Source organism: Mesoterricola silvestris, assembly GCF_030295405.1.
Classification (GTDB): Bacteria; Acidobacteriota; Holophagae; order Holophagales; family Holophagaceae; genus Mesoterricola; species Mesoterricola silvestris.
Map to the genome: position 1 here is coordinate 4,487,415 of NZ_AP027080.1, position 26,479 is coordinate 4,513,893.

The following is a 26,479-nucleotide window of genomic DNA, read 5'->3' on the forward strand; positions in this document are numbered from 1 at the left end:
TCCCATGAGCGTCGCCAATCCGATCTACGATGTCGTCTTCAAGTTCCTCCTGGATGACGAGCGGATCGCGCGGATGCTGCTTTCGGCGCTCCTGGGGCGGGAGGTGGTGGAACTCTCCTTCGTGCCCACGGAGACCCGGGAACCGGTGGCGCGCCCCGATGGCACCAGCCTCCTGGTCCTGCGCATGGACTTCGCCGCGAAGGTGCTCATGGAGGACGGCAGCCGCAAGCTGGTGCTCATCGAGATCCAGAAGGCCCGCGACACCTCCGACATCCAGCGGTTCCGGAGGTACCTGGGAACCAGCTACGCCGATCCGCGGAATTCCTACCGGGACGCCCAGGGCGTGGAGCTGCCCCTGCCCATCCTCACCATCTACTTCCTGGGCGAGGGCCTGAAGGGCCTCGACCTTCCGGTGCTGAGGGTCGACCGGCGCTGCTGGGACCCGGCCACGGGCGACGAGGTCCGCATCGCAGATCCCTTCGTGGAGGCCCTGACCCACGATTCGGTCATCATCCAGATGAACCGCCTCAAGGACCGCCGCCGGACCGATCTGGAGCGGCTCCTGGAGGTCTTCGACCAGGGCGTCGCCTCCCACACCGACCCCCACTTCCTGGACATCCTGGAGGTGAATTTCCCGGAGCGGTACCGGGACGTGCTTCGCAGGCTCAAGCTGGCCTACTCCGAACCCGGCCTCCGGGTGAAGATGGACCTGGAGGACGAGATCCTCCACGCCTTCCAGGAACGCGCGAGGGAGGCGGCGGATCTGCGGATTGGCCTGTCGAGCAGGGACCGGGTGATCAGCGACCAGGGCAAGGCCCTTGCGGACAAGGACCGGGTGATCGAGGACAAGGACCGGGTGATCGAGGGCAAAGACCGGCTGATCGAGGACAAGGACAAGGCCCTCGGGGACAAGGACCGGTTGCTCGAGGACAAGGACCGCACCATCGTCGAACTGCTGCGCCGCCTTGAAACGACGTGATGGAAGGCCACTGGAGCCTGGCAACGTAATCGTACGCGTCCCGGACTTTCGCCCTGTTTCGTCATCGCCGGCCAAGCCGGCGATGACGGGGGATGCGGAAGAGATGTTGGGGCTGTGCTACGCCCAACTCACTTCGTTGAGCAGAAGGGAATTCGGAAGGGAATGGCTCTCCTGGAAGGCCAAGACGAGGAGAGCGGCTCCCATGGGTTTGTGGGTTTGCTTCGCGATGGCCCTCTCGGTGCCGGTGGGCGCCGACGCTGTTTTGAAGTTGGCTCGAGCCCAGACCTGCTGAAGGGCTGGTTCGAGACGAGGTCGCTTTTCCTAATGAGCGTTGGCGCGGTCCAATGCCCTCCTCGCAGCACTCGAAGAGAGGCCCTGAGGTGGGTCGGGGCCAATGGGTGAAAACACAGGCCCAACCATGGGGTGAGAGCATTCCGTTGCTGCGGGCTTGGCCCTCAGCAACGAACCGGGGCGAAAGTCCGGGACACGTGCGATTACGTAGCCAGGCTCCTAGGCCTGGCGTTCCCCCTGGCATTTCCAGCAGGACTGGAACTGGGGTTCCAGGACTTCCCCGCATGCGGGGCAGGTCCAGGGTTCCCCTTCCGGGGCCTTGCGGAGGAGCTCGAGGTAGTCCTGGACGAAGGCCTTGGCCCGGGGGGCGTCGGCGTCGTCCAGCACCCAGACCTCGGGGAGGAGGCCGCGGATGTTGTAGAGCTCGCCCCGCACCGAATGGTGGGCGCCGCCCCGCACTTCGGCGGGGACGCCCTTCTCGCACAAGTACACGGCGATCAGATTCCCCTCCCGAAGGTTGATCGCTTCATGAACGGCCTTCACGGTTCCTCCGTCAGCTGTGGTCGCCCTTGCGGACCCGGTCCATTTCCCGCTTCTGCTCCCGCTCCTTCAGGGCCTCGCGCTTGTCGCCCAGGGTCTTGCCCTCGGCCAGGGCGATGCGCACCTTGATCCTGCCCCGGGGGGTGAGGTAGATGGCCAGGGGGATCACCGTGTAGCCCTTGCGGGTGGCCTTGGCCATGATCTTGTCGATCTCGGCCCGGTTCAGCAGGAGCTTGCGGGGGCGCAGGGGGTCGTGGTTGGCGTAGGTGCCGAACTCGTAGGGGCTGATATGGGCCTGTTTGAGCCACAGCTCGCCCCCGGTGGCGTCCACGTACGCGTCCTGCAGCTGCCCGTGGCCGCCGCGCAGGGACTTCACTTCGGTGCCCAGGAGCGCCACGCCGGCCTCCCAGGTGTCGACGATGTGGAAGGCATGGAGCGCCTTCCGGTTGCGGACCAGGTCTTCAGTCATCATTCCAGTCTATCCCGGTTAGGCTAGGGGGATCAGGAGACACCAGTGCTTCATAAAATCCTCGCCCCGATCATCGTCTGGATGACCGCCGTCATGGCGGCCATGGGACCCCTGGGGGTCGCCCTCCTCATGGGCATCGAAAGCGCCTGCATCCCCCTCCCCAGTGAAGTGATCATGCCCTTCGCCGGGTTCCTGGCCTTCAAGGGGCAGATGACCTTCCTGGGCCTGGGGGCCGGCAGCCCGGTGGCCCAGATCTGGATCGCGGGGATCTTCGGGGCCCTGGGGTGCAACCTGGGCTCCATCCCCGCCTACGAGCTGGGGGCCTGGGGTGGCCGCAAGGCGGTGGAGCGCTACGGGAAGTACGTCCTCCTCAACCTGGACCACCTGGACCAGGCCCACCGCTTCTTCGAGCGGTTCGGGCGCTGGGCCATCCTCATCGGGCGCATGCTCCCCGTGATCCGCACCTTCATCGCCCTGCCCGCGGGCATCGCGAAGATGGACCGCACGAAATTCCACCTGTACACCTTCGCCGGCAGCCTCCCCTGGTGCCTTGTCCTGGCCTGGGTGGGCTTCAAGCTGGGCGAGAAATGGGACACCCTGGGGGTCTGGTTCCACCGCTTCGACCTGGTCATCGGGGTGGGGATCGTGGCGGGGATCGTCTGGTTCCTTTGGAGCCATCTCCGGAAGCGTTAATATCTCAACCATGTTTCGAGACCTCCGCACGGCCGTGAGCTCCACCCGCAGGATCGCGGCCTTCGGCCTGCTGATCCTGGCCCTGGGCCTGGGCGCCTACGTGCTGGGCACCCAGCACCAGCATCCGCGGTTCATCCAGGCCGCCGGAACCATCTTCTGGGTGGTGGGGGCCTACCTGGGGATCCGCGTCTTCACGTACGTCCTCCTGGATCCCCTGCTGAGCAACCGGGAGACCGCCGTCCCGGGCTTCGCCCGGGACCTGGTGGTCTTCGGATTGTACGTGGGAGCGGCCGTGCTGCTCCTCCACAAGGCGGGCGGGGTGAACCTGGGGGCGATCCTGGGCACCGGCGCCATCGCCGCGGCCGTGGTGGGCCTTTCCCTCCAGGAGACCCTGGGCAACCTCTTCGCGGGCATCTCCCTCCACCTGGACGAGGCCTTCCGGCCCGGGGACTGGATCGAGGTCACGGGCAACCTCCGCAACATGGCCGGCCAGGAGACCTTCGTGGGCCAGGTGGAGACCATGACCTGGCGGTCCGTGCAGATCCTCACGGAGAACGGGGACACCACCGTTTTCCCCAACCGCATCCTGGCCCAGGCGGTGGTCACCAACCTCTACGCCCCCTCCGGGCTGCACCGCCGCACCCTGAAGGTCACCGTGGAACCCCACGGCCCCATGGTCGACACCGTGGCGGCCCTGGAGCAGGCCCTGGGCGGCATTCCCCACTACCCCCACCGCAAGCCCGAGGTGGTCACCCACAGCTTCGACATGGGGGGCGTGGTCCTGGAACTGCGCTGGTGGGCCCTGGGCTGGCGCCACGGGCGGGCCGCCAACTTCCTGGCGGTGCGCCTCACCCAGACCGTCCTCAACCGCCGCGGCGTCCCCCTCCTGGGTCCCCACGGCGCCACCACGCCCCGGTCCGTCCCCATCGTCCTCCCGGAGGGCGCCGTCCCGGACATCCTGGAGCGCATCGGGCTCCCCCCGGATTGGGCCGACGAATTGCGGGAGGGCATCATCCTCCGCCGGGCCGCGCCCGGGGAGGCCGTCATCCGCGCCGGGGACCCGGGCGGGTCGCTCTTCATGGTCATGCAGGGCGGCCTGCAGGTGGTGCGCGTGGCCGAACGCACCGAGCCCTACACGGGCCTCTACTGGGAGGAGCTGGCCGAGCTGAAGCCCGGGGACTGGTTCGGGGAGGGCTCCCTGCTCACCGGCGCCGTGCGCAGCGCCACCGTTGTGGCCAGGACCCCCTGCGAACTGGTGGAACTGCCCAAGGCCGCCTTCGAGAAGTGCGTGCAGCGCAACCCCCAGGTGGTGGACCGGCTGGTGGACCTCATGGAATCCCGGTCCCTGCGCATGAACGAGGCCCCCAAGGCCGAGTCCCGGCGCGAGGAATGGCTCGCCCAGATCAAGAACTGGTTCCGGCTGTGACATTGGCCTTCCCGCAGGCATTACTATGGAACCGGAGGCGGCCATGAAGATCCCTGAGAACCTTCGCGAAATCGTGGACCGCCTGGGTTCCGCCATGGTCCAGGCCCTGGCCAAGGACGAGGAGACCCGGGCCCTGGCCCGGGCCATCCAGGACAAGGGCTTCGACATCGCCCTGGTGCTGGAGGCCACCGTGGCCCTCCACCGGCGGGAGGAGGAGGAGGACACGGCCCCCGGCTTCACCCTGCCGGGCGCTTCCGAGGACGACGGCCAGTGGAGCGAATCGGACAAGGCCTTCCTGCGCACCTTCCGGATCTCGATGTGAGCTTCCACGAGCCCGCCCCCGAACTCGCCGCGGGCCCCAGCCCCAACGCCGCCGGCATGGACCTCCCGCGCCTGAAGGCCCTGGTGGCCTCCCTGGGCGAGAGCCCCTTCCGGGCCGCCCAGCTCCACCACGGCCTCTACCGCATGCGGTGGACCGCCTGGGAGCAGTTCACCAACCTTTCCAAGGCCCTGCGCACCCGCCTGGAGCGGGAGGTGCGCCTGGCCTGGCCCGAGCTGGCCGAGAGCGTGCGCTCCGAGGACGGTTCCACCAAGCACGCCTTCCTGCTGGAGGACGGCTCCCAGGTGGAGGGCGTCCACATGCCCTACGGCCGGCGCACCACCCTGTGCCTGTCCAGCCAGGTGGGCTGCGCCATGGGCTGCACCTTCTGCGCCACGGGCCTCATGGGCATCAAGCGCAACCTCACCCCCGGCGAGATCGCCGGCCAGGTGGTGACCATGCTCAACGCCCACGGCCACGGCCCCGACGAGGCGGTGAACCTGGTCTTCATGGGCATGGGCGAGCCCCTGCACAACCTGGACAACCTCATGGCGGCCTTCGCCCTCCTCACGGACCCCGCCGGCCTGGGCATCGCCCCCAGGCGCATCACCCTCTCCACCTCCGGCCTGGTCTCCGGCATCCAGCGCCTGGCCGGGTTCAAGCCCAGGCCCCGCCTGGCCCTGAGCCTCAACGCCACCACCGACGCCTACCGGTCCACCATCATGCCCGTGAACCGGGTCTGGAACCTGGAGGCCCTGGCCGCCGCCCTCAAGGCCTTCCCCCTGGAGCACGGGGAGCGCATCACGCTGGAGTACGTCCTCCTGAAGGGCGTCACCGACGCCCCGGAGGACGGCGCGCGCCTGGCCGCCTTCGCCGCGCGTTTCCCGTCCAAGGTGAACCTCATCCCCTTCAACCCCCACGAAGGCGCCGGCTTCGAGCCGCCCTCGGAGGAACGGATCGTGGAACTGTGCGGCCTGCTCGCCGGCCGGGGCATCACGGTGAGCGTGCGCCGGAGCCGGGGCCAGGATGTGGCTGGGGCGTGCGGACAGCTGGTGAGGCAGGCGACGCGGAATCGGGACGAGGGGGACGGGGACCCGGACTGAAAAAGGCCTCCCCGACCGGGCGCGGGCGTTGACAAGCGCGCCCGGGGAACCGAACCTGGATCAATGAATATTTCATTGAAATCCCCACCATGCTGAACCGATCCGCCTCCCGCCTGGCCCTCCTCCTTTCCCTGGCGCCGCTCGCCTGTGAGGCCCCCCGGACCCTGGCCCCGGCCGCCGCCCGGCCTCCGGTCCTGTCCTGGCGGGTGGCCTCGGCCCACCTGGAGGATATCTTCGAGCAGATCCCCAGCAGTTCCATCGAGGATTTCCGCAGGGACACCCCGGACGCCGAGCGCGTGCGGGTGAACGCCTCCCACGGCGAGGCCGGCGTCAAGGACGACAAGGCCCACGTCTACGGCGAGCCCGCGCCGGCCACCACGGACCTCATGCTCCGGCGCCTGGGGGCCGCGGAGGACGATGTGCTGTACGACCTGGGCAGCGGCCGGGGCTACTTCCTCATGCAGGCCCTCCTCACCACGCCCCTGCGCCGGGCCGTGGGAGTGGAACTGGCCTCCTCCCGCGTCGCCGTGGCCTTGGCCGCCCGCAAGGCCCTGGAGGAAAGGGGCCTTCTGGCGGGCAGGACCCTGGATCTGCGCGAACAGGATATGGCCCAGGCCGACTACGGGGACGCCACCCTGGTGTACATGGATTCGGTCTTCTACTCCGACGAACTGCTCAGGACCGTGGCCCAGCGCCTTTCCCGGGCGAAGAAGCTGCGCACGATCGTCATGATCATGAAGGGCCTTCCCCCCAACCCCTGGTTCGAGGTGGAGGCCCGGGAGCGCTGGAAGATGAGCTGGAGTCCGAAATTCGGGTCGGAGGTGATCTTCTACCGCCGGACCGCGGCGCCCGCGGGCTGACCTTGGCCCTTCCCCCCCCCTCCGGTAAACTAATCGTTTACCGCGAGGCTGCCCCATGCCCTTCGATCCCCTGCACCAGGAATCCCAGATCCAGCGCCGCTGGATGGAGGCGCAGGCCTTCCGCGCGCCCCGCGCGTCCGAACTCAAGCCCAGTGACCGCACCTTCTACATGCTGGTCATGCTCCCCTACCCCAGCGGGCGCATCCACATGGGGCACGTGCGCAACTACACCCTGGGCGACGTGGTGGCGCGGTTCCGGCGCATGCGGGGCGACAAGGTCATGAACCCCCTGGGCTGGGACTCCTTCGGCATGCCCGCGGAGAACGCGGCCATCAAGAACGGCATCCACCCCGCCATCTGGACCCGGGCCAACATCCAGGAGATGAAGGGCCAGATCCAGAAGATGGGCATCAGCTACGACTGGGACCGGGAGATCGCCACCTTCCTGCCCGAGTACTACCGCTGGAACCAGTGGTTCTTCCTCAAGATGTGGGAGCGGGGCGACGTGTTCCGGGCCCTGCGCAACGTGAACTGGTGCGAGGCCCTGGGCACGGTGCTGGCCAACGAGCAGGTGGTGGACGGCAAGGATGAGCGCACGGGGCACCCGGTGGTGCAGAAGGCGCTGGAGCAGTACTTCTTCGCCATCACCAAGTACGCCGACGAGCTCCTGGACGGCCATGCCCAGCTGGACTGGCCCGAGAACGTCAAGGCCATGCAGCGGCACTGGATCGGCAAGTCCGAAGGGGCCCGCCTCACCTTCGACCTGGCCGACGGCGAGCAGGTGACCGTCTTCACCACCCGCCTGGACACCCTCTGCGGCGTGACCTTCATGGCGCTCTCCACGGAGCACCCCTTCATCCTCAAGGCGGCGGAATCGGACCCCGGCCTCAAGGCCTTCTGCGCCCAGGTGGCCGCCATGAGCCGGGAGGACCGGCTCATGAGCGACATCAAGCTGGGCTTCCGCTCGAAGCTGGAGGCCATCCACCCCTTCACCGGGGAGCGGATCCCCATCTTCGCCGCCAACTACGTCCTCATGGACTACGGCACCGGCGCCGTCATGGGCGTGCCCGCCCACGACGAGCGCGACCACGAGTTCGCGGAGAAGTACGGCCTGCCCATCCCCAAGGTCATCGAGAGCGAGAACCCCTGGGAGCCCGGCATCCTCGTGAATTCCGGCGAATTCGACGGCCTGACCTCGGAGGCGGCCGTGGACGCCATGGTGGAAAGGCTCGGCGGCCGCGCCGAGAAGGCCATCACCTTCAAGCTCAAGGACTGGGGCCTCTCCCGCCAGCGCTACTGGGGCACGCCCATCCCCACCGTGCACTGCCCGGACTGCGGCGTGGTGCCGGAAAAGGAGGAGAACCTCCCCATCCGCCTCCCCGAGGACGTGGCCTTCGCGGGCGTGGGGGCCTCCCCGCTGCTCACGTCCCCCACCTTCCTGGACTGCCCCTGCCCGCGGTGCGGCCGCCCCGCGCGGCGCGAGACGGACACCATGGACACCTTCGTGGACTCCAGCTGGTACTGGATGCGCTACCTGGACCCCAGGAACGAGACGCTCCCCTTCGCCAAGGCCGAGGCCGACGCCTGGAGCCCCGTGGACCTCTACATCGGCGGCATCGAGCACGCCACCATGCACCTCATCTACGCCCGGTACTTCCACAAGATCATGCGCGACCTGGGGCTGGCCTCCGGGGACGAGCCCTTCAAGAAGCTCATCTGCCAGGGCATGGTCCTCAAGGACGGCTTCAAGATGTCCAAGTCCAAGGGCAACATCGTCGACCCCGACGAGGTCATCGCCAAGTACGGGGCGGACGCCCTGCGCCTGTTCATGATCTTCGCGGCGCCCATCGAGAAGGAGATCGACTGGACCGGCTTCGAGGGCATCGACGGCGCCACCCGCTTCCTGCGCCGCATCACGCGCATGGTGGAGGAGCACGCCCCCACCCGGGAACCCCTCCCCCCCAAGGACCAGCTCACCGCCGAGGAGAAGACCCTCCTGGTCAAGCTCCACCAGACCCTCCACAAGGTCACCGACGACCTGGACCACCGCTACCAGTTCAACACCCTGGTATCGAGCCTCATGGAGACCTCCAACGCCCTGGCGGACCTGCCCGCCGGCGCCCCCCACCGCGGCCCCGTGCTGCAGCACGCCCTGGAGGTCTTCACCCTCATGCTGAGCCCGGCGGCGCCCCACCTGGCCGAGCAGCTCTGGGCCACCCTGGGCCACGAGGGCTTCTGCATGCACGCCGCCTGGCCCTCGGTGGATCCCGCGTGGCTTTCCGCCGACGAGGTGACGGTGGTGGTGCAGGTGAACGGCAAGGTGCGGGGCCGCATCCTGGTGGCCGCCTCGGCCACCGAGGACGAGCGCCGCGCCGCGGCCCTGGCCTGCCCCGAAGCCCTCCACCACATGGAAGGCAAGGAGGTCGTCAAGGTGGTGGTGCCTCCCGGGGGCAAGCTCGTGAGCATCGTCGTCAAATAGGAGGCCCCATGCTGGATCTCGCCGCAGGTCTGCTGGACGCGGGCGCCGTGCGCCTCTCGCCCCGGAGCCCCTTCACCTGGGCCTCGGGCCTGCGCTCCCCGATCTACTGCGACAACCGCCAGCTCCTGGGCTTCCCGGACCTGCGCTCCCGGATCCGCAAGGCCCTGGCCGAGGCCGCGGCGGCGGCCCGCCCCACCCTCGTCGCCGGCACCAGCACCGCCGGCATCGCCTGGGCCGCCCTGGTGGCCGACGAACTGGGCCTGCCCATGGCCTACGTGCGCCCCGAACCCAAGAAGCACGGCATGGGCCGGCAGGTGGAGGGCCCCCACACCGACGGCCACCGGGTGGTGCTCATCGAGGACCTCATCTCCACCGGGGGCTCCAGCATCAAGTGCGTGGAGGCCCTGCGCCACGAGGACGCCCAGGTGACGCAAGTGCTGGCGCTCTTCAGCTATGGCCTGCCCCAGGCGGACGCCGCCTTCCGGGACGCGGGGGTGGAGCTGAAGGTGCTGGCCACCTTCCCGGAACTGGCCGCCCGGGCCCAGGAGAAGGGAATCCTGGACGCGCGGGATATGGAGTCGCTGAAGGAGTGGCGGGCTGATACCGTGGCCTGGAGCAAACGCCACGAGTGAGGAACCCATGAAGATCTACACGCGCACCGGGGACGAAGGGGTCTCCGGACTCTTCGGGGGGGAGCGGGTGCCCAAGGACCACCTGCGCCTGGCCGCCTACGGCACCCTGGACGAACTGAACAGCCTCCTGGGCGTGCTGGGCCTCCACCTCCCGGCGGACCTGGCCGGTCCCCTGGAAGCCGTGCAGCACGACCTCTTCTCCCTGGGGGCCATCCTCGCCACGCCGCCCTCGTGCGCTAGCCTGCTTGACCAGCGCATGACCCGCCAGACCTGGTCCATCGCCGCCATGGAGGCGGACATCGACCGCCTCACGGCCCTGGCGCCGCCCATGACGGCCTTCGTTCTTCCGGGCGGCTGCCCGGCTTCCGCCTATGCCCACTGGGCGCGAACGGTGTGCCGAAGGGCCGAGCGGGACGTGGTGACCCTCGGCGCTCAGGAGGAGGTGCATCCGGACGTCCTCGTGTACCTGAACCGCCTCAGCGACTGGCTCTTCTCCCTGGCCCGGGCCGCCAACGCCCTGGCGGGGGTCCCGGATGTGAAGTGGGTCCCGAAGGGTTAAACTGGTGGCTGGATGATTTGCGAATGAAGGCCCCCGCTCTGCTCCTCCTCGCCCTGGCCGCCCACGCGGGCAGCCCCGCGAAGCGCGGCCAGACCTACCTCTACACGTATTTCGACCGCAACGGCAACACCGTCATCAACAACCTGCCCCCCGCCTACATGAAGGGCCAGGGGCTCACCCTCAAGCACGTGGGCGTGGGCCACATCCGCCTGGCCATCTCCTCGTCGGAGATGGCCAAGGTCCTCAAGAGCCCCGAGCTCCTGGCCATGGTGGACACCATCGCAACGGCCGAGGGGGTGGACCCCTACCTGGCCCGGGCCATCATCCAGGCCGAGAGCGCCTTCTACACCAAGGCCCGCAGCCGCGCCGGGGCCCTGGGCCTCATGCAGCTCATGCCCCAGACCGCCGAGCGCTTCGGGGTGCTGGACCCCTTCGACCCCCAGCAGAACATCACGGGCGGCGTGAAGTACCTGCGATGGCTCATGAACACCTTCGAGGGGGACCTGCCCCGGGTGGTGGCCGCCTACAATTCGGGCGAGAACAACGTGATCAAGTACAAGGGCATCCCCCCCTTCGCGGAGACCCGGGCCTACGTGCCCCGGGTGATGAACCTCTACGCCAAGCGCCTGGTGCAGCCCGATCCCAAGGCGGCCGGGTCCATGGCCCTCCTGAAGAAGGGCCGGGGCGGCTTCGACGTGAGCGAGAAGCCCGTGGAACCGGAAGCCGTGGCCGAGAACCATCCCCGCACCAGCAAGCTCTTCCAGTGGGTGGACGCCTCCGGGCGCACGCAGATCAGCGACCAGCCCCCCCCCAAGGGCACGGCGGGGGTCAAGGTCTTCTGACCGGTCAGAGGAGGCGCGCGCCGGGCAGGTTCTCGTCCAGCCAGCCCTGGGCCAGCTGGCGCATGCCGGCCTCGTGGACGGAGTGCCAGGCCGCCTCCAGCGCCGGGAAATCCCTCAGGGTGTCCCGGAAGCAGCGGAAGGGCTTGGGCAGGCGCAGGGCCCGGGCCAGGGACCGGGCAGGCTCCCCGTCCTCCAGGTTCTCCACGAATTCCTCCATGATCCGGAAGCGGTCCCGGGACGGCAGGGGCTCGATGGGCAGGAGATCCTCGCTGTTCGTGCCGCCGTCCGGATCCACCAGCACCTCGCCGGTTTCCAGGTCCAGGTACCAGGTCACGTCGTAGGGGTTGCCCTCCAGGGCCTCCGTGAGATCCGCGGCCGCCACCTCCAGGTAGGCGTACTGCCCCGGGTCCTCCTCCTCCCGGGCGAAGGTGATGAACCCCACGTCCACGGGTTCGCGCCCCGCCTGGCGCAGCAGGGTCGCGATCTGGCCCCGGTGGTGCACCCCGTGGGTGGCCACGTGGAGGAGGATATCCTGCAGGGGCGTCCAGTATTCCTCGCCCTTGATGTTCCGGTAGTGCACCGGTGCCGCCAGGCGGCTGGCGGTGGCGGCCTTGAGCACCTCCCGGTACCCCTCGGCGTTGGCCCGGGCCCGCGCCCCGGCCTCGGCCAGGGTCAGGTCCATCCAGGGGTTGGCCTTGGCCTCGTCGCCGCACCGGATGCGGTCCAGCCAGGTCTTCTCGGCGCCCAGGACGTGGCCCAGGAGCCGCATCACGTCCGCCGGGGCATCCTCCAGGGCCTCCACCAGCCTTTCGTCCGCCCATTCCAGATGGCTGAAGAGCCGTTCCAGGTGCGCGTGCATGGCATCCTCCCGTTTCACCCCGCCTTGCGCGCGGCCACGAAGGCCTCCAGGGCCGCGACGGATTCCCCGTAGGCGGCCTTGAGCCGCTCCAGCAGCTCGCCCGCGGGCGCCTCCCACTTCCCCTGGCGCCCGCCCCCCTCCAGGAGCGCGGCCACGGCCCGCACCTTCGGGGCGCCCATGGTGCCCGCCGAGCCCTTCACGGCGTGGGCCACGTCGGCCATCTCCGCCATGTCCCCCTCGGCCAGGGCCACGCCGATGGCCTCGATGCGCCCCGGGGTGTCCTCCTTGTAGAGGCCCAGCATTTCCTCCAGGAGCCCCACCTCGCCGTCGTCCAGGCCCAGCAGCTGGTCCATGACGTCCAGGTCCAGCCGGGAATCCGCAGGATCCTCGCCGCGCAAGCCGGAATCGGGGTCGGTGGCCATGGAGTCCTCCTCCGGGCCATTATTCCAGAAGCGCGGAGAACATGGCGATTTGAAACGGCGGCGCCGCCGCGTCAAACTTGGAGGCCAGCGAAGGGACACCATGAAGAACCTGCTCCTGCAGCATGTGGAAGAATCCATCACCCTCAAGAAGGCCTTCTTCGCCAGGGAGGCCGACCATATCGTCGCCCAGGCAGCGGACATGGCCGAGCGGCTCCGGCGGGGCTGCCGGATCCTGGTGTGCGGCAACGGCGGCAGCGCCGCCGACGCCCAGCACTTCGCCGCCGAGCTCAGCGGGCGCTACGTGAAGGAGCGCCGGGCCCTGGCGGGCATCGCCCTCACCGTGGACACCTCCGCCCTCACCGCCATCGGCAACGACTACGGCTTCGACCAGGTCTTCAGCCGGCAGGTGGAGGCCCTGGGCCGGCCCGGGGACCTCCTGGTGGGCATCTCCACCAGCGGCAACAGCCCCAATATCATCCTGGCGGTGGAGGAGGCCAAGAAGCTGGGCATGCGCACCCTCGTCCTCACGGGCCGGGACGGCGGCAAGCTCAAGGACCTGGCCGACGATGTCCTGGTGGTGCCCAGCCAGGTGACGGCGCGGATCCAGGAGATCCACCTCATGACCTACCACTTCTGGTGCGAGGCCCTTGATACCCATTTCGACTAGCCGCCTGCGGGAGGCCGCGGCCCGGGAGCCGCTGGGGCTCTACCTCCACGTGCCCTTCTGCCGGGACCGGTGCACCTACTGCTCCTTCGTCACCACCCGGGACGAATCCCTCAAGGAGGCCGTCCTGGCGCGCCTGGAGCGGGACCTGCGGGACTGGGGCGCGCGCCTGGGCCGGCCCCGGGTGGACACCCTGTACCTGGGCGGGGGCACCCCTTCCCTCCTCACCGCGCCGGAACTCGCGCGGCTCACCGGGGCGGCGCGGGAGGCCTTCCACCTGGACCCGGCCGAGGCCACCCTGGAGGCCAACCCCGGGACCCTGGACCTGCCCTGGCTGGAGGCCGCCCGGGACCAGGGCTGGGACCGCGTCAGCTTCGGCGTCCAGGCCCTGGACGACGTCCTCCTGGAGCGCCTGGGGCGCATCCACGATTCCGCCGCCGCCCTGGAGGCCCTGGACGCGGCGCGGCGCGCGGGGTTCACCCGCGTGAGCGCGGACCTCATGGTGGGCATCCCCGGCCAGCGCCTGGACCGGGTGCTCCAGGACGCCCGGACCCTCGTGGAGGCCGGCGCCTCCCACCTCTCCATCTACCTCCTGGACCTGGACAAGGCCTGCCCGCTGCGGGGCCAGGTGGATTCCGGCAAGCTCGCCCTGCCCACCGAGGACGAGGTCGCCGACGTCTTCGAGGCCCTCCAGGCCGAACTGCCCCGCCTGGGCCTGGAGCCCTACGAAGTGAGCAACTACGCCCGCCCCGGCCAGGAATCCATCCACAACAGCCGCTACTGGGAGCGCCGGCCCTACCTGGGCCTGGGGCCCAGCGCCGCCTCCCAGCTGGGCGACTGGCGCTGGACGGAGAGCGGCGTCATCACCGCCTGGGCCGAGGACCGGGGCCGGGCCGACATCCAGGAACTGGACGCCGCCGAGGCCCTGGCCGAGATCCCCCTCCTGGGCCTGCGCATGCACCGCGGGGTCCACTGGGGCGACCTGCGCGCCCGGGCCGCCGCCCTGAACCTGCTGCCCCTGGCCGACGCCTGGGAGGCGAAGCTGGAGCCCTTCGTGGGGGCGGGGATCCTGCTGCGGGACGGGGAGGTCCTGCGGTTCAGCGCCCGGGGGATGCTGGTTTCCAACGGAGTGCTGGAAATCTTCGTCTAGGGCGCTAGACCGTGATGAAGGGGTTGTTCCAGGTTGAGCGGATCCCGGTTCATCCCATCAATCGGCGTTCATCCCAGTTTCCGCAGGGCTGATGCCGAGGTGGGTCGGAACGCATGTTACTCGACGTCCTTGAACCAGAGGTGGCGAGAACTCCCAGCGAAGTTCAAACGGGGATAAATGGGATCCAGGGGAAAAGGCAGGATAAAGAACGTCCGTTAATCCTTGCCCAGTACCCTGGCCAGCATGTAAAGCAGCCCCGCCACCGCGATCACCAGGGCCCCCCAGAACACCGCCTTCAGGGGCGCCCCCGCCGCCGGGGCGGGCTCGGTGCCCGCGGCCAGGACGATTTCCTGGGCCGGCGCCTCCCGCAGGCGCCCGGCGAGGAGGGCCATGTCGTAGTCCGGCGCCTCCAGGTCGCGGCCATAGCAGAGCTGGAAGGCATCCCCAGGCCGGAAGAAGCGCAGGCGCCAGGACGGGAGCAGGAGCCGGGCCGAGGCGATGGGCAGGGGCTGGTTGTCGCCTTCCTCCACCTCCACGGCGAGGTCGGGGCCCGCCCCGGGCAGGGGGATCACCAGGGCCTGGGCCGGCGCGCCGGGGTCCGCGTGGCTCCATTCCGCCACGGCGCGCACCTGGGCCGGATCGGCGTCCAGGACCCGCACCCGGCGCCGGAAGACCCGGGCCCCGGTCTCGAGCACCAGCCGCGAGGCGGGAAGGCCCGCCTGGGGCAGCCGGATCCGGTAGGTGGTGACGCGGTCCCGGGTGGTGCCCGCGGGCCAGGCCAGGGGCAGGGAGAGGGGCTCGTCCCGGGATTCCAGAAGGTAGGGGATCTGGCGGCCCCCCGCGTCCAGGAGACGCAGGTCCTGGAGCCGGGGGCTGGTGGCCAGGACGTGGGCGTCCAGGGCCAGGGCGGAAAGCCCGGGGGCCCCGGCGGGCACCTGGCGCCGGAAGCGGAAGCCGGCGGCGTCCAGGCTCGCGCCCACGCCCCCGTCCAGCGCCGCCGCGGGCGCGGGGGGCGCGGCCGCCTCCGGGCCCCAGGACGCGCGGGCCGCGGGGGCGCGGGAGAGCTGGTCCCTGCGCGCCTCCAGGTCGTAGCTGGGCGCCCGCAGGCGGGCATCGCCGCAGGTGGCGGTGAGAGGCCCGCCGTCCCGGGCCTCGAAGTAGATCCAGGGCTGGGGTTCCAGCTCGGCGCGCACGCCGGTGAGCTCCAGGCCCGGGTTGTCCCCGTCCTGCACGCGCAGATCGATCTCGGAGCCTTCGGGGACCTCCACGGGAATCCGCAGATCGAAGGCCGCGCCGCCCGGGACGCGCCGCAGCCGCGCGGCGCCCAGGCTCCGGGGCGCCAGGCTGGAGGCGGAGAGGCGGGGCTCGGTGACCTGGGCCTCCCGCAGGAGGGGGCCGTCCCCCGCCACGGTGAGCACCAGGGCCCGCAGGGGGACGCGCGGCCCCGGGAGCCGCAGGGTGAAGCGGCTCACGCCGGGCTCGGAGGGGCGCCGCAGGAAGGGCAGCTCGGCCATGGGCAGGACCGGGGCGGAGGCGGCCTTGAGGAGGAAGGCCGCCCGGGGCGCCGGGGCCGGCGCGCTGGCGCGGTCGTCCCACACGATGCGCAGGTAGCGGTAGTCCCCGGCCGGGAAATCCACCTCCAGCAGGCGCAGGCCTTCGCCGGGCAGGTCGAAAAGGCTGCCGGCCGACACCAGCTCCGTCCAGCGCTGGCGGTCGCCGCTGCCCTCCAGCCGGAACCGCTTGAGGAAGGGGGGGCGAAGGCCCTCCAGGCGCAGGCGGGAGGTGGACAGGGGGGCCCCCAGGTCCAGCTCCAGGCCGCTGGTGGTCTTCGTGGCGGGCAGCGGCAGCAGGCGCGCCGGGACCCACACCGCGGCCCGGGGATCGGGTGGCACCAGCACGTAGGGCACCTCCCGCCCCGCCCCGTCCCGGATGCGCAGGTCGGCCAGGGCGTTCCGGGTGGCGCCCAGGAGGGCCAGGTCCACGTCCAGGCGCTGGGGCCCGGGGTCCGCGGGCCGGATGGCGCGGTTCTGGGCCGCCAGGCCCAGGCAGAGCAGGCCTGCGACGACGAGGCGGATCATTCGGAGGCCTCCGTGCGGCGCAGGACGAACTTCTGGAGGATGACCGCCACCCCGGCCAGGCACATGGCGAGCCCCACGAAGGAGGCCACGCGGTAGAGCCCGCTCAGGCTGGAGAGGTCGTGCAGGAAGGCCTTGAGCACCGTCACGGTCAGCAGCAGGATGGCCGCGACCCGGGCCAGGCGGCTCCGGGAGGTGACCCCCGCCACCAGCATGAGGATGGCGAACACGGCCCAGCCGATGGTGTAGCTCAGGTCCTGGGCCAGGCTCCCGTGGGCCAGGTTGAAGGTGAGCACGGGCCCGGTGCTGAAGGCGTCGGCGATCTCGATATTGAGGAGCAGGAAGAGCAGCACCGCGCCGCCGCCGGGGAGGATGCGGGAAAGCCCCGGAAGTCCCGCCAGGAAGCGGTCGTCCGAGTCCTTCAGCAGGCGCGCCGCGGCGAAGAAGCACACCGCGGGAACCAGGTAGGCGTAGAGGTACCAGTTGAGGATCACGAGGCCCCCGCGGGGGTGGTACGCGAACACGGCCTCGTTGAACACCAGGCGCACGAAGACCGCGGCGAAGAGCCCCGCGCACCAGAGCAGCAGGCCCTTGTGGGGCACCCGCGTGTAGAGCCAGGCCAGGGCCGCGGCCAGCAGGGCCCAGCCCAGGGTGATCCATTCGTTGTCCAGCTGGAGGGGGATGGCCACGGTGATGAAGGCCAGCGCCGCCCCCGCCACCAGGGCAAGGTTGGCCAGGGCCAGGGGGCCTTCCCGCCGGCGCATGCGCACCACGTGGGGCACCAGGAGCAGGGCCTGGGCCACGGGCAGGGCGCCGATGGCGCCCGCGTACCCCAGCGCGCCCAGCGCGGGCCGCGCGCCCAGGAAGAACACGGCGCTGGTGAGCACCGCCGCGATCCAGGGCAGCCGGGATTCCGCGCCCGCATCGTCCAGCAGGAGCGGGTTGAGGAGCTGCATGGCGTAGAGGGGCGCCGCCACCGCGAGCAGGTCCACGGCCTGGGCCGGCGTCCGCATCGGGTCGGCCAGGGCGAGGACCACCAGTCCGGTGGAGCCCGCCAGCGCCACGGCCCAGGCCTGGGCCCCCGCGCGCCGCGCCAGGACCAGGAGGCCCAGGCCCAGGGCCGCGTGCACGGGCACCTGGGTCGCCAGGGAAGGATGCGGGGCATTGCCGTGGTGCAGGACCAGGACCACCTGGGCGGAAACCAGCCCCAGGCCCGCGGCCAGCGCGAACAGCGCGTCCCCGCGGCCCCGGGACAACTCGAACCAGAGGTAGCCCAGGGCCGCGAAGGCCAGGGCGGCCCAGGGGGCCAGGACCATGGCCGGACCGGTGCGTCCGCCGCCCAGGATCCACACCGCCAGCACCAGTTGGGTGATCACGGCGCATCCCGCCAGCAGGGCCCCCCGGCGCAGGCGCAGGGCCGCCACGCCCATGGCCAGCCCCAGCACGGCCATCACCGCCAGGAAGGGCCAGGGGGGCTGGGCCAGGCGGGGATCGCCGGCCACCGGCAGCAGGAAGAGGAGGCCCGTGAGGCCCATGAGGGTCTCAGGGCTGCCCTTGGCGCCCAGGGGCGACGCCTCGCCGCGCTCCCGCAGGAACACGGTGCCGCCCACCACCAGGAGGCTGAAGGCCAGCACCACCGCTAGGGCTGGCAAGAGCTGCTCCCGCACGGGGGCGCAGGCCCACCACGCCACCAGGGCCAGGAAACTGAAGGCCAGTCCCAGGACGCAGAGCCAGGGGCGCCGCCCCTGCCCGGCCTCGAAAAGCAGGCCCAGGTTCAGGAGGCCCAGGAGCGCCGCCAGCACGCCCAGGCTGTGGGGCGCCACGCCGGGTCCCGCCAGGAAGAACAGGAGCCCGACGCTGAGGAAGGCCAGGATGGCCCCGCTCCCCTCGGGCTCCAGGGGCCGGCCCCGCCGCGCCGCCAGGAGGGGCACGCCCAGGAAGACCAGGCTGAAGCCGCCGTAGATGAGCAGCGCGGGCAGGAGGCGGGTGGGGTCCAGGTGGCGCATGGACCAGGCGGTTTCCGCGGCCAGGGCGAAGAGGGCGGCCAGGAACCACACGGTGCCTTCCCCGAAGCGGATGGCGAAGGCCCCGGCCAGGACCAGCACCAGGAGGACCGCCCCGAAGAGCGCCAGGGGCGAGGCCGTGGCGGGCTCCAGGAAGACCAGGGCCGTGAAGGCGCCCATGAGGACCGGGGCGGCGCTCACCGCGAGCTGGCCCGCGCCCAGGAAGGGGCGCTTCACCTTGAGCCGCGCCTGGATCCAGGGGATCCCCAGGTACAGCGCCGCGAAGAGCGCCGTGAAGCCCAGGATGCCGGGCCAGGCCTCCGAGGTGTAGCTGAAGCCCAGCCAGGTGGCGAAGATGACCAGGACGCATCCGGCGCCCAGGGCGTGGAGCCATTCCGGACCGCGCAGGAGGGCCACGGCGGCGAGGCCCGCGGCCACCAGGAACAGGAACCCGAACATGAGGCCGAAATGCCGCCCGTACACCGGGTTCATGGCCATGTGCACGGCGAAGAGCACCGGCGGAAGCGCGGAGAGGGTGGCCGAATGCCGGAAGAGCGCGGGCGCCTCCCGGTCCCGGGAAAGGAACAGGGCCCCCAGCCCCAGGACGGGGAACAGCAGGAAGATCCCCAGGCCGATGCCCAGTTTCGATTCATCCAGGAAGTTCGCCACCCACCCCAGCTGGTAGAGCGCCGTGAAGGCCAGGGTGAGGGCGGTGAGCAGGGGCCAGCGCTTCCGGTAGGCCACCCACCCCAGCCCGATGTTCAGGAGGGCCAGGTACCCGAAGAGGCCGATGGGGTGGTCCTCCCCGGTGGAGAGCAGGAGCGGGGTGGCGAAGCCCCCCAGGAGCCCCAGGAGGGCGATGAACACGGAATCCCTGCGGATGGAGAGCCCGACGGCGATGGCCGTCACCAGGGCCATGAGCGCGAAGGAGGCCGGCGCCGGCAGCAAATGCCACAGGGCCGAGGCCGCGTAGAAGGTGGAGAAGAGCGTGGCGATGCCCGCGGCCGTGAGGGCCTGGGCCGTGACGGCGTAGGCCCGGGCCCGCCTCGTCTCGCACCCGGCCAGGAGCCCCAGGCCCACCAGGAGGCCGATGGACATGCGCACCGGGGCCCCGAGCCAGCCGTGCTCCACCCCGTACTTCAGGAAGGCCACCGCCGCCACCAGCAGGGCGATGCCGGCGATGTAGGAGAAGAGCTTGACCCCCACCAGGGATTCCCAGTCGAAGGGCGCGCGGGGTTCCGCGGGGGGCGGCGGCGGAAGAGGGGGAGGCGGCGGGGGCGCCGGAAGGGGCGGGGGCGCCGGGAGGGGCGCGGCCGCCGGAGGCCTGGGGACCGCGGGCAGGGGCGGCGGCTCCACCCGGGGAGGCGGCGGGAGTTCCCGGATCCACGGGGGAATCACCACGGGGGCGGTGTCATCCAGACGCGGGGCGGGAGGCGCTTCGGGCGCCGCGGGGGGCCGGGTTCCCCGCAGCCGGAGGAGCTCGCCCTTCAGGAGATCCAGATCGGATTCCAGCTGGGAGACCCGGGCCCTCCGCTGGACGGTCTCCAGAAGGAGCCACACGAACGCGACGAAGATGAAGAACCCTTCCAAGCTGCACCTCTCGCGGATTGACGGAAAACCCACTATAACCCGCAAGCCGCATCGCCGGAAATTGCCTATAGTTGTTCAACCCGGTCCCCGGGTTCCCGACCCCCTTGGAGAAACCATGAATCCGCATCCCGTGAAGGACCCCCTCACCTGGCTGTACCCCCCCATCGAACCCTACGCCACCGGCCGGCTCAAGGTGTCCGCCACGCACGAGCTCTACTACGAGGAGAGCGGGAATCCGCAGGGCAAGCCCGTGGTGTTCCTCCACGGCGGGCCCGGCGGGGGCAGCGATCCCAAGCAGCGGCGCTTCTTCCACCCGGAGAAGTACCGCATCATCCTCTTCGACCAGCGGGGCTGCGGCAAGAGCACGCCCTACGCCAGCCTGGAGGACAACACCACCTGGGACCTGGTGGCCGACACCGAGAAGCTGCGGGTCCACCTGGGCATCGCCCGGTGGCAGGTGTTCGGCGGGTCCTGGGGCTCCACCCTGGCCCTGGCCTACGCCGAGAAGCACCCCGAGGCCTGCACGGAGCTGGTGCTGCGGGGGATCTTCCTGCTGCGCAAGCAGGAGATCGATTGGTTCTACCAGCGGGGCGCCTCCATCCTCTACCCGGACGCCTGGGAACCCTACCTGGCCCACATCCCCGAAGCCGAGCGGGGCGACCTGCTCGCCGCCTACCACCGGCGCCTCACCAGCCCCGACCCCGCCGTGCGCCTCGCGGCCGCCAAGACCTGGAGCGGCTGGGAGGGCGGCACCAGCAAGCTCATCCCCGACGCCGATTTCACCGGCCACTACGAGGAGGACGAATTCGCCCTGGCCTTCGCGCGCATCGAGTGCCACTACTTCGTGAACAAGGGCTGGTTCGACCCCGAGGACCAGCTCCTGCGGGACGCCGGGAAGATCCGCCACATCCCCGGCGTCATCGTCCAGGGCCGCTACGACGTGGTGTGCCCCATGGAGAGCGCCTGGGCCCTGCACCGCGCCTGGCCCGAGGCCGATCTGGTGATCACGCCGGATTGCGGGCACAGCGCCTTCGACGCCCCCAACTGCCGCGCGCTGGTGGCGGCCACGGACCGGTTCGCGGGAATCCCGTAAGGGGCATCGTGGAACGCCTGATGGCGCCGCGCCGATCGCCGGGGATCCCGGGTGGGGCACGCGGACAAGGTTCTGCTTTTTCCCCTTCATCCCCTTCATCGCATTCATCCCTGTTCCAGCAGGGCCAGCACCGGGGTGCGTCGGCGCGTGATTGATCCGCATGCGCCGACCCATCCCGGCGCTGGCCCTGCGGAAACCGGGATGAACGCCGATGGATGGGATGAACGGGGATCCGCTCCACCTTGAACGGTCCCTTCATCGGGGGGGCGAGGCGCCTTGGACCTGCCGACGCCCCCTAGAACCCCTCCCAGGCCCCTTTAAGGCCCTCCACGACCTCCCGCGGATCCTCTTTCGACCAGAGCCCCCGGATCAGCGCCACCCCCGCGAGGCGGGGATGCCGGAGGGCGCCGGCGTTGGCGGGGTGGATGCCGCCCAGGGCCAGCACCCGGCAGGGGGCTTCCGGCATCCCGTCCAGCACCTGCCCAAGGCGGGCCGCGCCCCAGGGCTCCCCTTTCCCCGGCACCGGGAAGATGGGCGACAGGATCAATTGGACCGCCCCCGCCCTGCCGGGGATCTGGGCGGGGTCGTGGATGGGCCGGGACAGGGGCAGGAGCCCCGGCGGCACCTCGGGGTGGGCTTCCCCGGCGTGGAGGCCGCAGCCCGCGGCCAGGGCCACGTCGAGGCGCCCGTTGACCCACAGCTCGACCCCGGGGGCGCGGTCCCGCGCCCACCGCGCGGCCCGCAGGAGCCCGGCGGCCTCCAGGCGGGGCTCCCGGATCATGAAGGCGTCCACCCCCGAAGCCAGCACCCGGGACCACCGCGGGGCGTCGAAGCCCTCCCCCGGGGAGATGGCCAGGACGAACATCTAGGGCTGCTGCGCCAGCACCCGTTCCCGGTCCAGGGCGGGGATGATCCGCCAGTTGTCGGAGGTGCCGGGGTTCAGGGACGGCCGGGAAAGGACGTGGGCCAGGAGGAGGTTGCGCAGGGAGGTGGGCGTCACCAGGTCGGGGGTGCCCTTCCAGCCCATGGCCTCCAGGTAGCCGCCCTCCCCCGCCAGGCGCCGCGCCGGCAGGCCCAGGGTGAAGACCTGGTCGTCCTGGACGGGCTGGCCCTGGAAGGTGAGCTTCACCACCCGGGACCCCGGCGCCCGGGAAAGGTCCAGGGCGTAGGCGCATCCGTCCAGGGTGTCGAAGGCGTCCGGGGCGGCGGCGCGGTTGAAGAGATCGGGCTGGTGGCTGAAGTTGAAGGCCCGGGCGGCCTGCTCCAGGTAGGCCCGCAGCTGGCGCCCGTCCACGCGGATCCGCGCCGCGGCCTCCTCCGTGGGGGCCAGGGCGTAGAACTGCCGCACCGAGGTGGGGCCCTTGGGAATGAAGAACTTCGAGTTGGGCGCGGGCACGGCGGTGATCTGGGCGCCCGTGGCCTGGCGCACCACCGTGTGCAGGAGGTGGGCCAGGGGGGTGTCCTCCATGCGGCACCAGCGCCCGTCCAGGTCCGTGGCCAGGTTCGTGGCCAGGGTGTTCAGGTAGGATTCGGTGAAGGCCCTCAGATCCGCGGTGGCCAGCAGCACGGCGGGATCCGGTTCCAGGTCCGCGGGGGGCACGGCGAGGCGGGCCTCGCAGCCGGTCACCTCCCACCGGGAGCGCACCCGGCGCAGCACCACGTCCGCCACGCCCAGGGCCCGGCCCCCGGTGCCCGCCTGGAGGATGGGGACGCCGTTGCGCCGGGTGGCGACCTGCTGCCCGGTGTGGCCGCCCAGGATCAGGTCGATGCCCTTGACCTGGTCCGCCAGGCACAGGGCCTGGTTCTCCAGGTCCTTGCCGCAGGGGGCGTCCCCCACGCCGCCGTGCAGGGCCACGATGACCAGGTCCACCTTCTCCTGCTCGCGGAGGCGGGGGATGAGGTCCCGGGCGGCCTGCACCGGATCCTGGAAGCTAAGGCCCTCCGTGGTCTCGGGCCCCACCAGCCGGGGCAGGGCCTGGGTCACCAGGCCCAGGATCGCCACCTGCACGCCGCCCACCTCCACCTTGAGGTAGGGCGTGAAGGCGCGCTTGTCCGTGCCGGTGAAGAAGATGTTCGCCGCCAGCCACGGGAACTGGGCCTGCTCCTCCATGGTCCGCAGCAGCTTGAACCCGTTGTCGAACTCCTGGTGCCCCACCACCATGGCGGTGTAGCCCAGGGCGTTCATGATGGCCATGGTGGGCTCGGGGGAGGCCGGCTTGAGGTGGCTCCACACGTAGTTGATGGGCTCGCCCTGGGTGCCGTCCCCGCAGTCCACCAGGAGGGTGTTGGGGTTGGCGGCCCTCAGGGCCCGGATGGAGGCGCCGAGGCGGGCCCATCCCCCCGGGGCCGGCTGGAGGGTGAAGGTGTCCAAAGGCAAAACATGCCCACGGACATCCGTGGTGCCCAGGATCTGGAGCCGAACCTCCTGGGCATGCAGGAAGGCGGCGCAGAGCAGGATTCCGACGGCACGAAGCACCTTTCCCCCCAGGATTCTTGATCTCCCTACGATAACCGGAGGCGGCCTCCGGCGCACTTTGCTTGGAGAGGCGGCGCTCTGGAGGTAGACTTGCAGTTCAACCAGGAGATCCCATGCAAGAAGTCCAGATCAAGGCGCCCAAGCACGAATTCACCCTTCTTTGCGACGACATCCGGCAGGAAATGGGCGGCAAGACCTCCCTCATGGGTCTGTACGACCACCACATCGTGGTGCCCCAGATTCCCTTCGTCCTCCCCAAGGTGTGTTTCTACACCCGCTTCTCCCGCATGGACGGGATCTTCAAGTTCAGCTTCTCCATCGTCGCCCCCGGCGGCGAGCGCAAGGACATCATCCGCGACAGCGACGTCCAGATCCCCGACGGCGCCAAGGAGGGCACCTTCAACGTCATCGCGTCCCCCTTCGAGGTGGGCGGCGAAGGCGTCTACGAAGTGATCATCGGCCTCACCAAGGGCGCCGACCGCTTCGAGTACATCTACAAGTTCGCCATCTCCGACGGCCAGCGCCTCCAGAGCGACTATGAAAAGGCCATGGCGGAAGCCCAGAACGGCGCCGGCAACTGATCGTAGATTCCCCACGGACCCAAGGGACGGATACGCATCCGTCCCTTGTTGTCTATGATGGTGGAATGTCCGAACGGTACGCCAAGCAGCGCATCTTCCTGGGGGCCCCGGCCGACGCCCGGCTCCGGACCCGCCGCGTGGCGGTGGTGGGGGTGGGGGCCACCGGCTCGGTCATCGCCGGGTGGCTGGCCCGGGCCGGGGTGGGGCTCCTGACCCTCATCGACCGGGATATCGTCGAGACCTCCAACCTCCAGCGCCAGATCCTCTTCCAGGAGGGCGACCTGTTCCGGCCCAAGGCCGAGGTGGCGGCCCAGAGGCTGCGGGAGGCCAATTCCTCCATCCAGGTGGAGGCCGCGGTCACCGACCTCACCAGCGGCAACGCCCGGGAGCTCCTGGGCGGCTACGACCTCATCATGGACGGCACGGACAACTTCGAGGCCCGGTACCTCATCAACGACTACGCCATCCTCACGGGCACCCCCTGGATCTACAGCGGGGCCATCGGCGGCGAGGGCCTGGTGTGGCCCATCGAACCGCCCCGCACCCCCTGCCTGCGCTGCCTCATGGAGGAGCCGCCCCCCAGCGGGGACATCGACACCTGCGACACGGCCGGGGTCCTGGGCCCCACGGTGGGCATCGTGGGCAGCTGGGCCGCCCTGGAGGCCATCAAGCTCCTCACGGGGACCGAACCCCACGCGGAACTGGCCCGGTTCGACTTCTGGCAGAACGAGCGCCAGTTCCTGAGCCTCCCGGCCACCCGCTGCCGCTTCTGCACCGACAAGGTCACCGAGTTCCTCAACGCCCGCTGGACCGTGAAGGCCTCCCGCCTCTGCGGCCTGGACGGGGTGCAGATCCGGGTGAACCCCCCGGGCGCCCTGGACCTGGAGGCCCTGAGGACCCGCATCGAGAAGCGCACCGGCAACACCTGGAAGATCAACCCCCTGTCCCTGTCCGGCCGGGAGGGGGACCTGAACATCATCCTCTTCCGGGACGGCCGGGCCCTCCTCCACGGCGACATCAGCCCCGAGCGGGCCCGTGGCTGGTACACCGAGGTTGTGGGATGCTAGGGGCATGATCACCCTCACGCACGTGGGCAAGCAGTACGGCCGGATCCATACGGCCCTGGCGGACGTGAGCTTCCACATCGACGCCGGGGAGTTCATCTTCCTCACCGGTCCCAGCGGCGCGGGGAAGTCCACCCTGCTCAAGCTGCTCTTCCGGGAGCAGGTGCCCTCCACCGGGGAGATCCGCGTGGCCGGCCACCGCCTGGCCTCCATGCCCGACAAGGAGATTGCGGTGCTGCGGCGGAAGATGGGGGTCGTCTTCCAGGACTTCAAGCTCATCCGCACCATGACGGTGTTCGAGAACGTGGCCTTCGTGCTCAAGATCCTGGGCGTGAGCCACGCCGAGCAGAAGCAGCGCACCTTCCGGGCCCTGAAGATGGTGGGCCTCCAGCACAAGCTGGCCAGCTACCCCATGCAGCTCTCCGGCGGCGAGCAGCAGCGCGTGGCCATCGCCCGGGCCCTGGTGAACGATCCCCTGGTGCTGGTGGCCGACGAGCCCACCGGGAACCTGGACCCGGACCTGGCCCAGGAGATCATGACCCTCTTCGAGCGCATCAACGGCCAGGGCACCACGGTGCTGGTGGCCACCCACGACCGGAACCTCATCCAGCGCATGCGCAAGCGCCTCATCGGCTTGGACCACGGCCGGGTGGCCTTCGACTACCCCGCCGCCACCAGCACGGTGGTCCTGGGCCCGCCGGCGGAGGCCTCCCGCCCGGTGGACGGACCCCGGCTTTGACATAGCGTCAATCCCGGAGCCGGGACGGCGGGGGTGGATCCACCCCGGGGACCGGTCCGCCCGGCGGACCCTTGGCACTTGGTAAAATCGTGTTTGCACATACGTAGCCCATCCGGCCGAATCCCTTTGCATCCGCAAATATTTGGCGGTTTTGGTTATCAATATGTGCCATGATTTCCGGTGAAACCAGCTTTCCCGCAGCCGGCAAACGCCGGACGGTCTGAACGGTTGAATGCATTTGAATCAGGACAAGCCTTCGAAGAGGTGATCTTGTGTGCATCGTAGCCAAAGGAACCTGGGTGGAAGTGGAGCGGGTGCTGTCGCGCCCGGGGGAGCGGGTGCCGGGCCTGCCCCGGGACGGCGCCAGGACCCCCCAGGTGGTGCGCGTTTCCGGTTTCCTGCTGGAGGACGCCGAACTGGGCCAGCACGTGCGCATCCGCACCATCATCGGCAACGAGCACGCCGGCAAGCTCCGCATCGAGAACCCCGGCTACGGCCACAGCTTCGTGAACACCTTCCCCGAACTGCTGCGGGCCAGCGCGGGCGGCGCGGCCTGATCCGCATCGAGTAA

Annotated in this window: 25 protein-coding genes; 17 read left to right on the forward strand and 8 right to left on the reverse strand. The window is 70.3% G+C overall.

Going from position 1 to position 26,479, the window contains the following annotated elements; all coding sequences use genetic code 11:
- The first annotated feature begins 4 nt into the window (after positions 1 to 4).
- Positions 5 to 979: a hypothetical protein gene (locus R2J76_RS19275; RefSeq protein ID WP_316413286.1), complete on the forward strand. Its 975-nt coding sequence runs from the start codon at positions 5 to 7 to the stop codon at positions 977 to 979.
- A gap of 510 nt (positions 980 to 1,489) precedes the next feature.
- Here R2J76_RS19275 and R2J76_RS19280 read toward each other — a convergent pair.
- Together R2J76_RS19280 and smpB are read right to left on the reverse strand one after the other, a co-directional pair.
- Entirely contained in the window at positions 1,490 to 1,813 is a 324-nt protein-coding gene (locus R2J76_RS19280; RefSeq protein ID WP_316413287.1) for a hypothetical protein, read from the reverse strand.
- 10 nt (positions 1,814 to 1,823) lie between these two features.
- On the reverse strand, positions 1,824 to 2,279 hold the full coding sequence (gene smpB / locus R2J76_RS19285) for an SsrA-binding protein SmpB (protein WP_394366852.1): 456 nt from the start codon (positions 2,277 to 2,279) through the stop codon (positions 1,824 to 1,826).
- Positions 2,280 to 2,324: 45 nt separating this feature from the next.
- Between smpB and R2J76_RS19290 the strand changes: the two genes are divergently transcribed.
- From R2J76_RS19290 to R2J76_RS19330, 9 genes are all read left to right on the forward strand, one after another.
- The gene (locus R2J76_RS19290) at positions 2,325 to 2,972 is read left to right on the forward strand and encodes a DedA family protein (RefSeq protein WP_316413289.1); all 648 of its coding nucleotides are present in this window, start codon (positions 2,325 to 2,327) and stop codon (positions 2,970 to 2,972) included.
- Between the two features lie 10 nt (positions 2,973 to 2,982).
- Positions 2,983 to 4,398, forward strand: a complete 1,416-nt coding sequence (locus R2J76_RS19295) for a mechanosensitive ion channel family protein (RefSeq protein ID WP_316413290.1) — start codon at positions 2,983 to 2,985, stop codon at positions 4,396 to 4,398.
- A gap of 43 nt (positions 4,399 to 4,441) precedes the next feature.
- Positions 4,442 to 4,720: a hypothetical protein gene (locus R2J76_RS19300; protein ID WP_316413291.1), complete on the forward strand. Its 279-nt coding sequence runs from the start codon at positions 4,442 to 4,444 to the stop codon at positions 4,718 to 4,720.
- A complete protein-coding gene (gene rlmN, locus R2J76_RS19305; RefSeq protein ID WP_316413292.1) occupies positions 4,717 to 5,820 on the forward strand; it encodes a 23S rRNA (adenine(2503)-C(2))-methyltransferase RlmN in 1,104 nt (367 codons plus the stop codon). The genes R2J76_RS19300 and rlmN overlap by 4 nt, the downstream gene beginning before the upstream one ends.
- An 89-nt stretch (positions 5,821 to 5,909) precedes the next feature.
- Positions 5,910 to 6,680, forward strand: a complete 771-nt coding sequence (locus R2J76_RS19310; RefSeq protein WP_316413293.1) for a hypothetical protein — start codon at positions 5,910 to 5,912, stop codon at positions 6,678 to 6,680.
- A gap of 55 nt (positions 6,681 to 6,735) precedes the next feature.
- Positions 6,736 to 9,159, forward strand: a complete 2,424-nt coding sequence (leuS, locus tag R2J76_RS19315) for a leucine--tRNA ligase (protein ID WP_316413294.1) — start codon at positions 6,736 to 6,738, stop codon at positions 9,157 to 9,159.
- A gap of 8 nt (positions 9,160 to 9,167) precedes the next feature.
- The gene (pyrE, locus tag R2J76_RS19320; RefSeq protein ID WP_316413295.1) at positions 9,168 to 9,791 is read left to right on the forward strand and encodes an orotate phosphoribosyltransferase; all 624 of its coding nucleotides are present in this window, start codon (positions 9,168 to 9,170) and stop codon (positions 9,789 to 9,791) included.
- A gap of 7 nt (positions 9,792 to 9,798) precedes the next feature.
- Positions 9,799 to 10,350 carry a cob(I)yrinic acid a,c-diamide adenosyltransferase gene (locus R2J76_RS19325; RefSeq protein WP_316413296.1) on the forward strand — a complete coding sequence of 184 codons (552 nt, stop codon included), beginning with the start codon at positions 9,799 to 9,801 and terminating at the stop codon, positions 10,348 to 10,350.
- Between the two features lie 23 nt (positions 10,351 to 10,373).
- Positions 10,374 to 11,192, forward strand: a complete 819-nt coding sequence (locus R2J76_RS19330) for a transglycosylase SLT domain-containing protein (protein WP_316413297.1) — start codon at positions 10,374 to 10,376, stop codon at positions 11,190 to 11,192.
- A gap of 4 nt (positions 11,193 to 11,196) precedes the next feature.
- Here the strand turns inward: R2J76_RS19330 and R2J76_RS19335 are convergent, their stop codons facing one another.
- On the reverse strand, positions 11,197 to 12,051 hold the full coding sequence (locus R2J76_RS19335; RefSeq protein ID WP_316413298.1) for a DinB family protein: 855 nt from the start codon (positions 12,049 to 12,051) through the stop codon (positions 11,197 to 11,199).
- A gap of 14 nt (positions 12,052 to 12,065) precedes the next feature.
- Positions 12,066 to 12,473 (reverse strand): Hpt domain-containing protein, encoded by a 408-nt coding sequence (locus R2J76_RS19340; protein WP_316413299.1) that lies wholly within the window; start codon positions 12,471 to 12,473, stop codon positions 12,066 to 12,068.
- Positions 12,474 to 12,573: 100 nt separating this feature from the next.
- On the opposite strand from R2J76_RS19340, the gene gmhA reads away from it, so the two are divergent.
- Positions 12,574 to 13,140, forward strand: a complete 567-nt coding sequence (gmhA, locus tag R2J76_RS19345; RefSeq protein ID WP_316413300.1) for a D-sedoheptulose 7-phosphate isomerase — start codon at positions 12,574 to 12,576, stop codon at positions 13,138 to 13,140.
- Entirely contained in the window at positions 13,121 to 14,287 is a 1,167-nt protein-coding gene (gene hemW / locus R2J76_RS19350; RefSeq protein WP_316413301.1) for a radical SAM family heme chaperone HemW, read from the forward strand. Before gmhA ends, hemW begins: the two co-directional genes overlap by 20 nt.
- Before the next feature lie 215 nt (positions 14,288 to 14,502).
- Here hemW and R2J76_RS19355 read toward each other — a convergent pair whose 3' ends face one another.
- Together R2J76_RS19355 and R2J76_RS19360 are read right to left on the reverse strand one after the other, a co-directional pair.
- Entirely contained in the window at positions 14,503 to 16,365 is a 1,863-nt protein-coding gene (locus tag R2J76_RS19355) for a DUF3999 family protein (RefSeq protein ID WP_316413302.1), read from the reverse strand.
- The gene (locus tag R2J76_RS19360; RefSeq protein ID WP_316413303.1) at positions 16,362 to 19,955 is read right to left on the reverse strand and encodes a DUF2339 domain-containing protein; all 3,594 of its coding nucleotides are present in this window, start codon (positions 19,953 to 19,955) and stop codon (positions 16,362 to 16,364) included. Before R2J76_RS19360 ends, R2J76_RS19355 begins: the two co-directional genes overlap by 4 nt.
- 115 nt (positions 19,956 to 20,070) lie before the next feature.
- On the opposite strand from R2J76_RS19360, the gene pip reads away from it, so the two are divergent.
- Positions 20,071 to 21,048 carry a prolyl aminopeptidase gene (gene pip / locus R2J76_RS19365; RefSeq protein ID WP_316413304.1) on the forward strand — a complete coding sequence of 326 codons (978 nt, stop codon included), beginning with the start codon at positions 20,071 to 20,073 and terminating at the stop codon, positions 21,046 to 21,048.
- Between the two features lie 295 nt (positions 21,049 to 21,343).
- Here pip and R2J76_RS19370 read toward each other — a convergent pair whose 3' ends face one another.
- Positions 21,344 to 21,913, reverse strand: coding sequence for a thiamine phosphate synthase (locus R2J76_RS19370; RefSeq protein WP_316413305.1), 570 nt, complete (start codon positions 21,911 to 21,913; stop codon positions 21,344 to 21,346).
- Entirely contained in the window at positions 21,914 to 23,524 is a 1,611-nt protein-coding gene (locus R2J76_RS19375) for a bifunctional metallophosphatase/5'-nucleotidase (protein WP_316413306.1), read from the reverse strand.
- A gap of 113 nt (positions 23,525 to 23,637) precedes the next feature.
- Here R2J76_RS19375 and R2J76_RS19380 point away from each other — a divergent pair, with 113 nt between their 5' ends.
- From R2J76_RS19380 to ortA, 4 genes are all read left to right on the forward strand, one after another.
- Positions 23,638 to 24,105, forward strand: a complete 468-nt coding sequence (locus R2J76_RS19380; RefSeq protein WP_306598721.1) for a DUF6941 family protein — start codon at positions 23,638 to 23,640, stop codon at positions 24,103 to 24,105.
- A gap of 65 nt (positions 24,106 to 24,170) precedes the next feature.
- Complete coding sequence (locus tag R2J76_RS19385; RefSeq protein ID WP_316413307.1) at positions 24,171 to 25,172, forward strand: ThiF family adenylyltransferase; 1,002 nt, start codon at positions 24,171 to 24,173, stop codon at positions 25,170 to 25,172.
- A 4-nt stretch (positions 25,173 to 25,176) separates the two neighbouring features.
- Positions 25,177 to 25,908 carry a cell division ATP-binding protein FtsE gene (gene ftsE / locus R2J76_RS19390; RefSeq protein ID WP_316413308.1) on the forward strand — a complete coding sequence of 244 codons (732 nt, stop codon included), beginning with the start codon at positions 25,177 to 25,179 and terminating at the stop codon, positions 25,906 to 25,908.
- Between the two features lie 272 nt (positions 25,909 to 26,180).
- Positions 26,181 to 26,465 (forward strand): 2-amino-4-oxopentanoate thiolase subunit OrtA, encoded by a 285-nt coding sequence (gene ortA, locus R2J76_RS19395; protein WP_316413309.1) that lies wholly within the window; start codon positions 26,181 to 26,183, stop codon positions 26,463 to 26,465.
- The last annotated feature ends 14 nt before the right edge of the window (positions 26,466 to 26,479 follow it).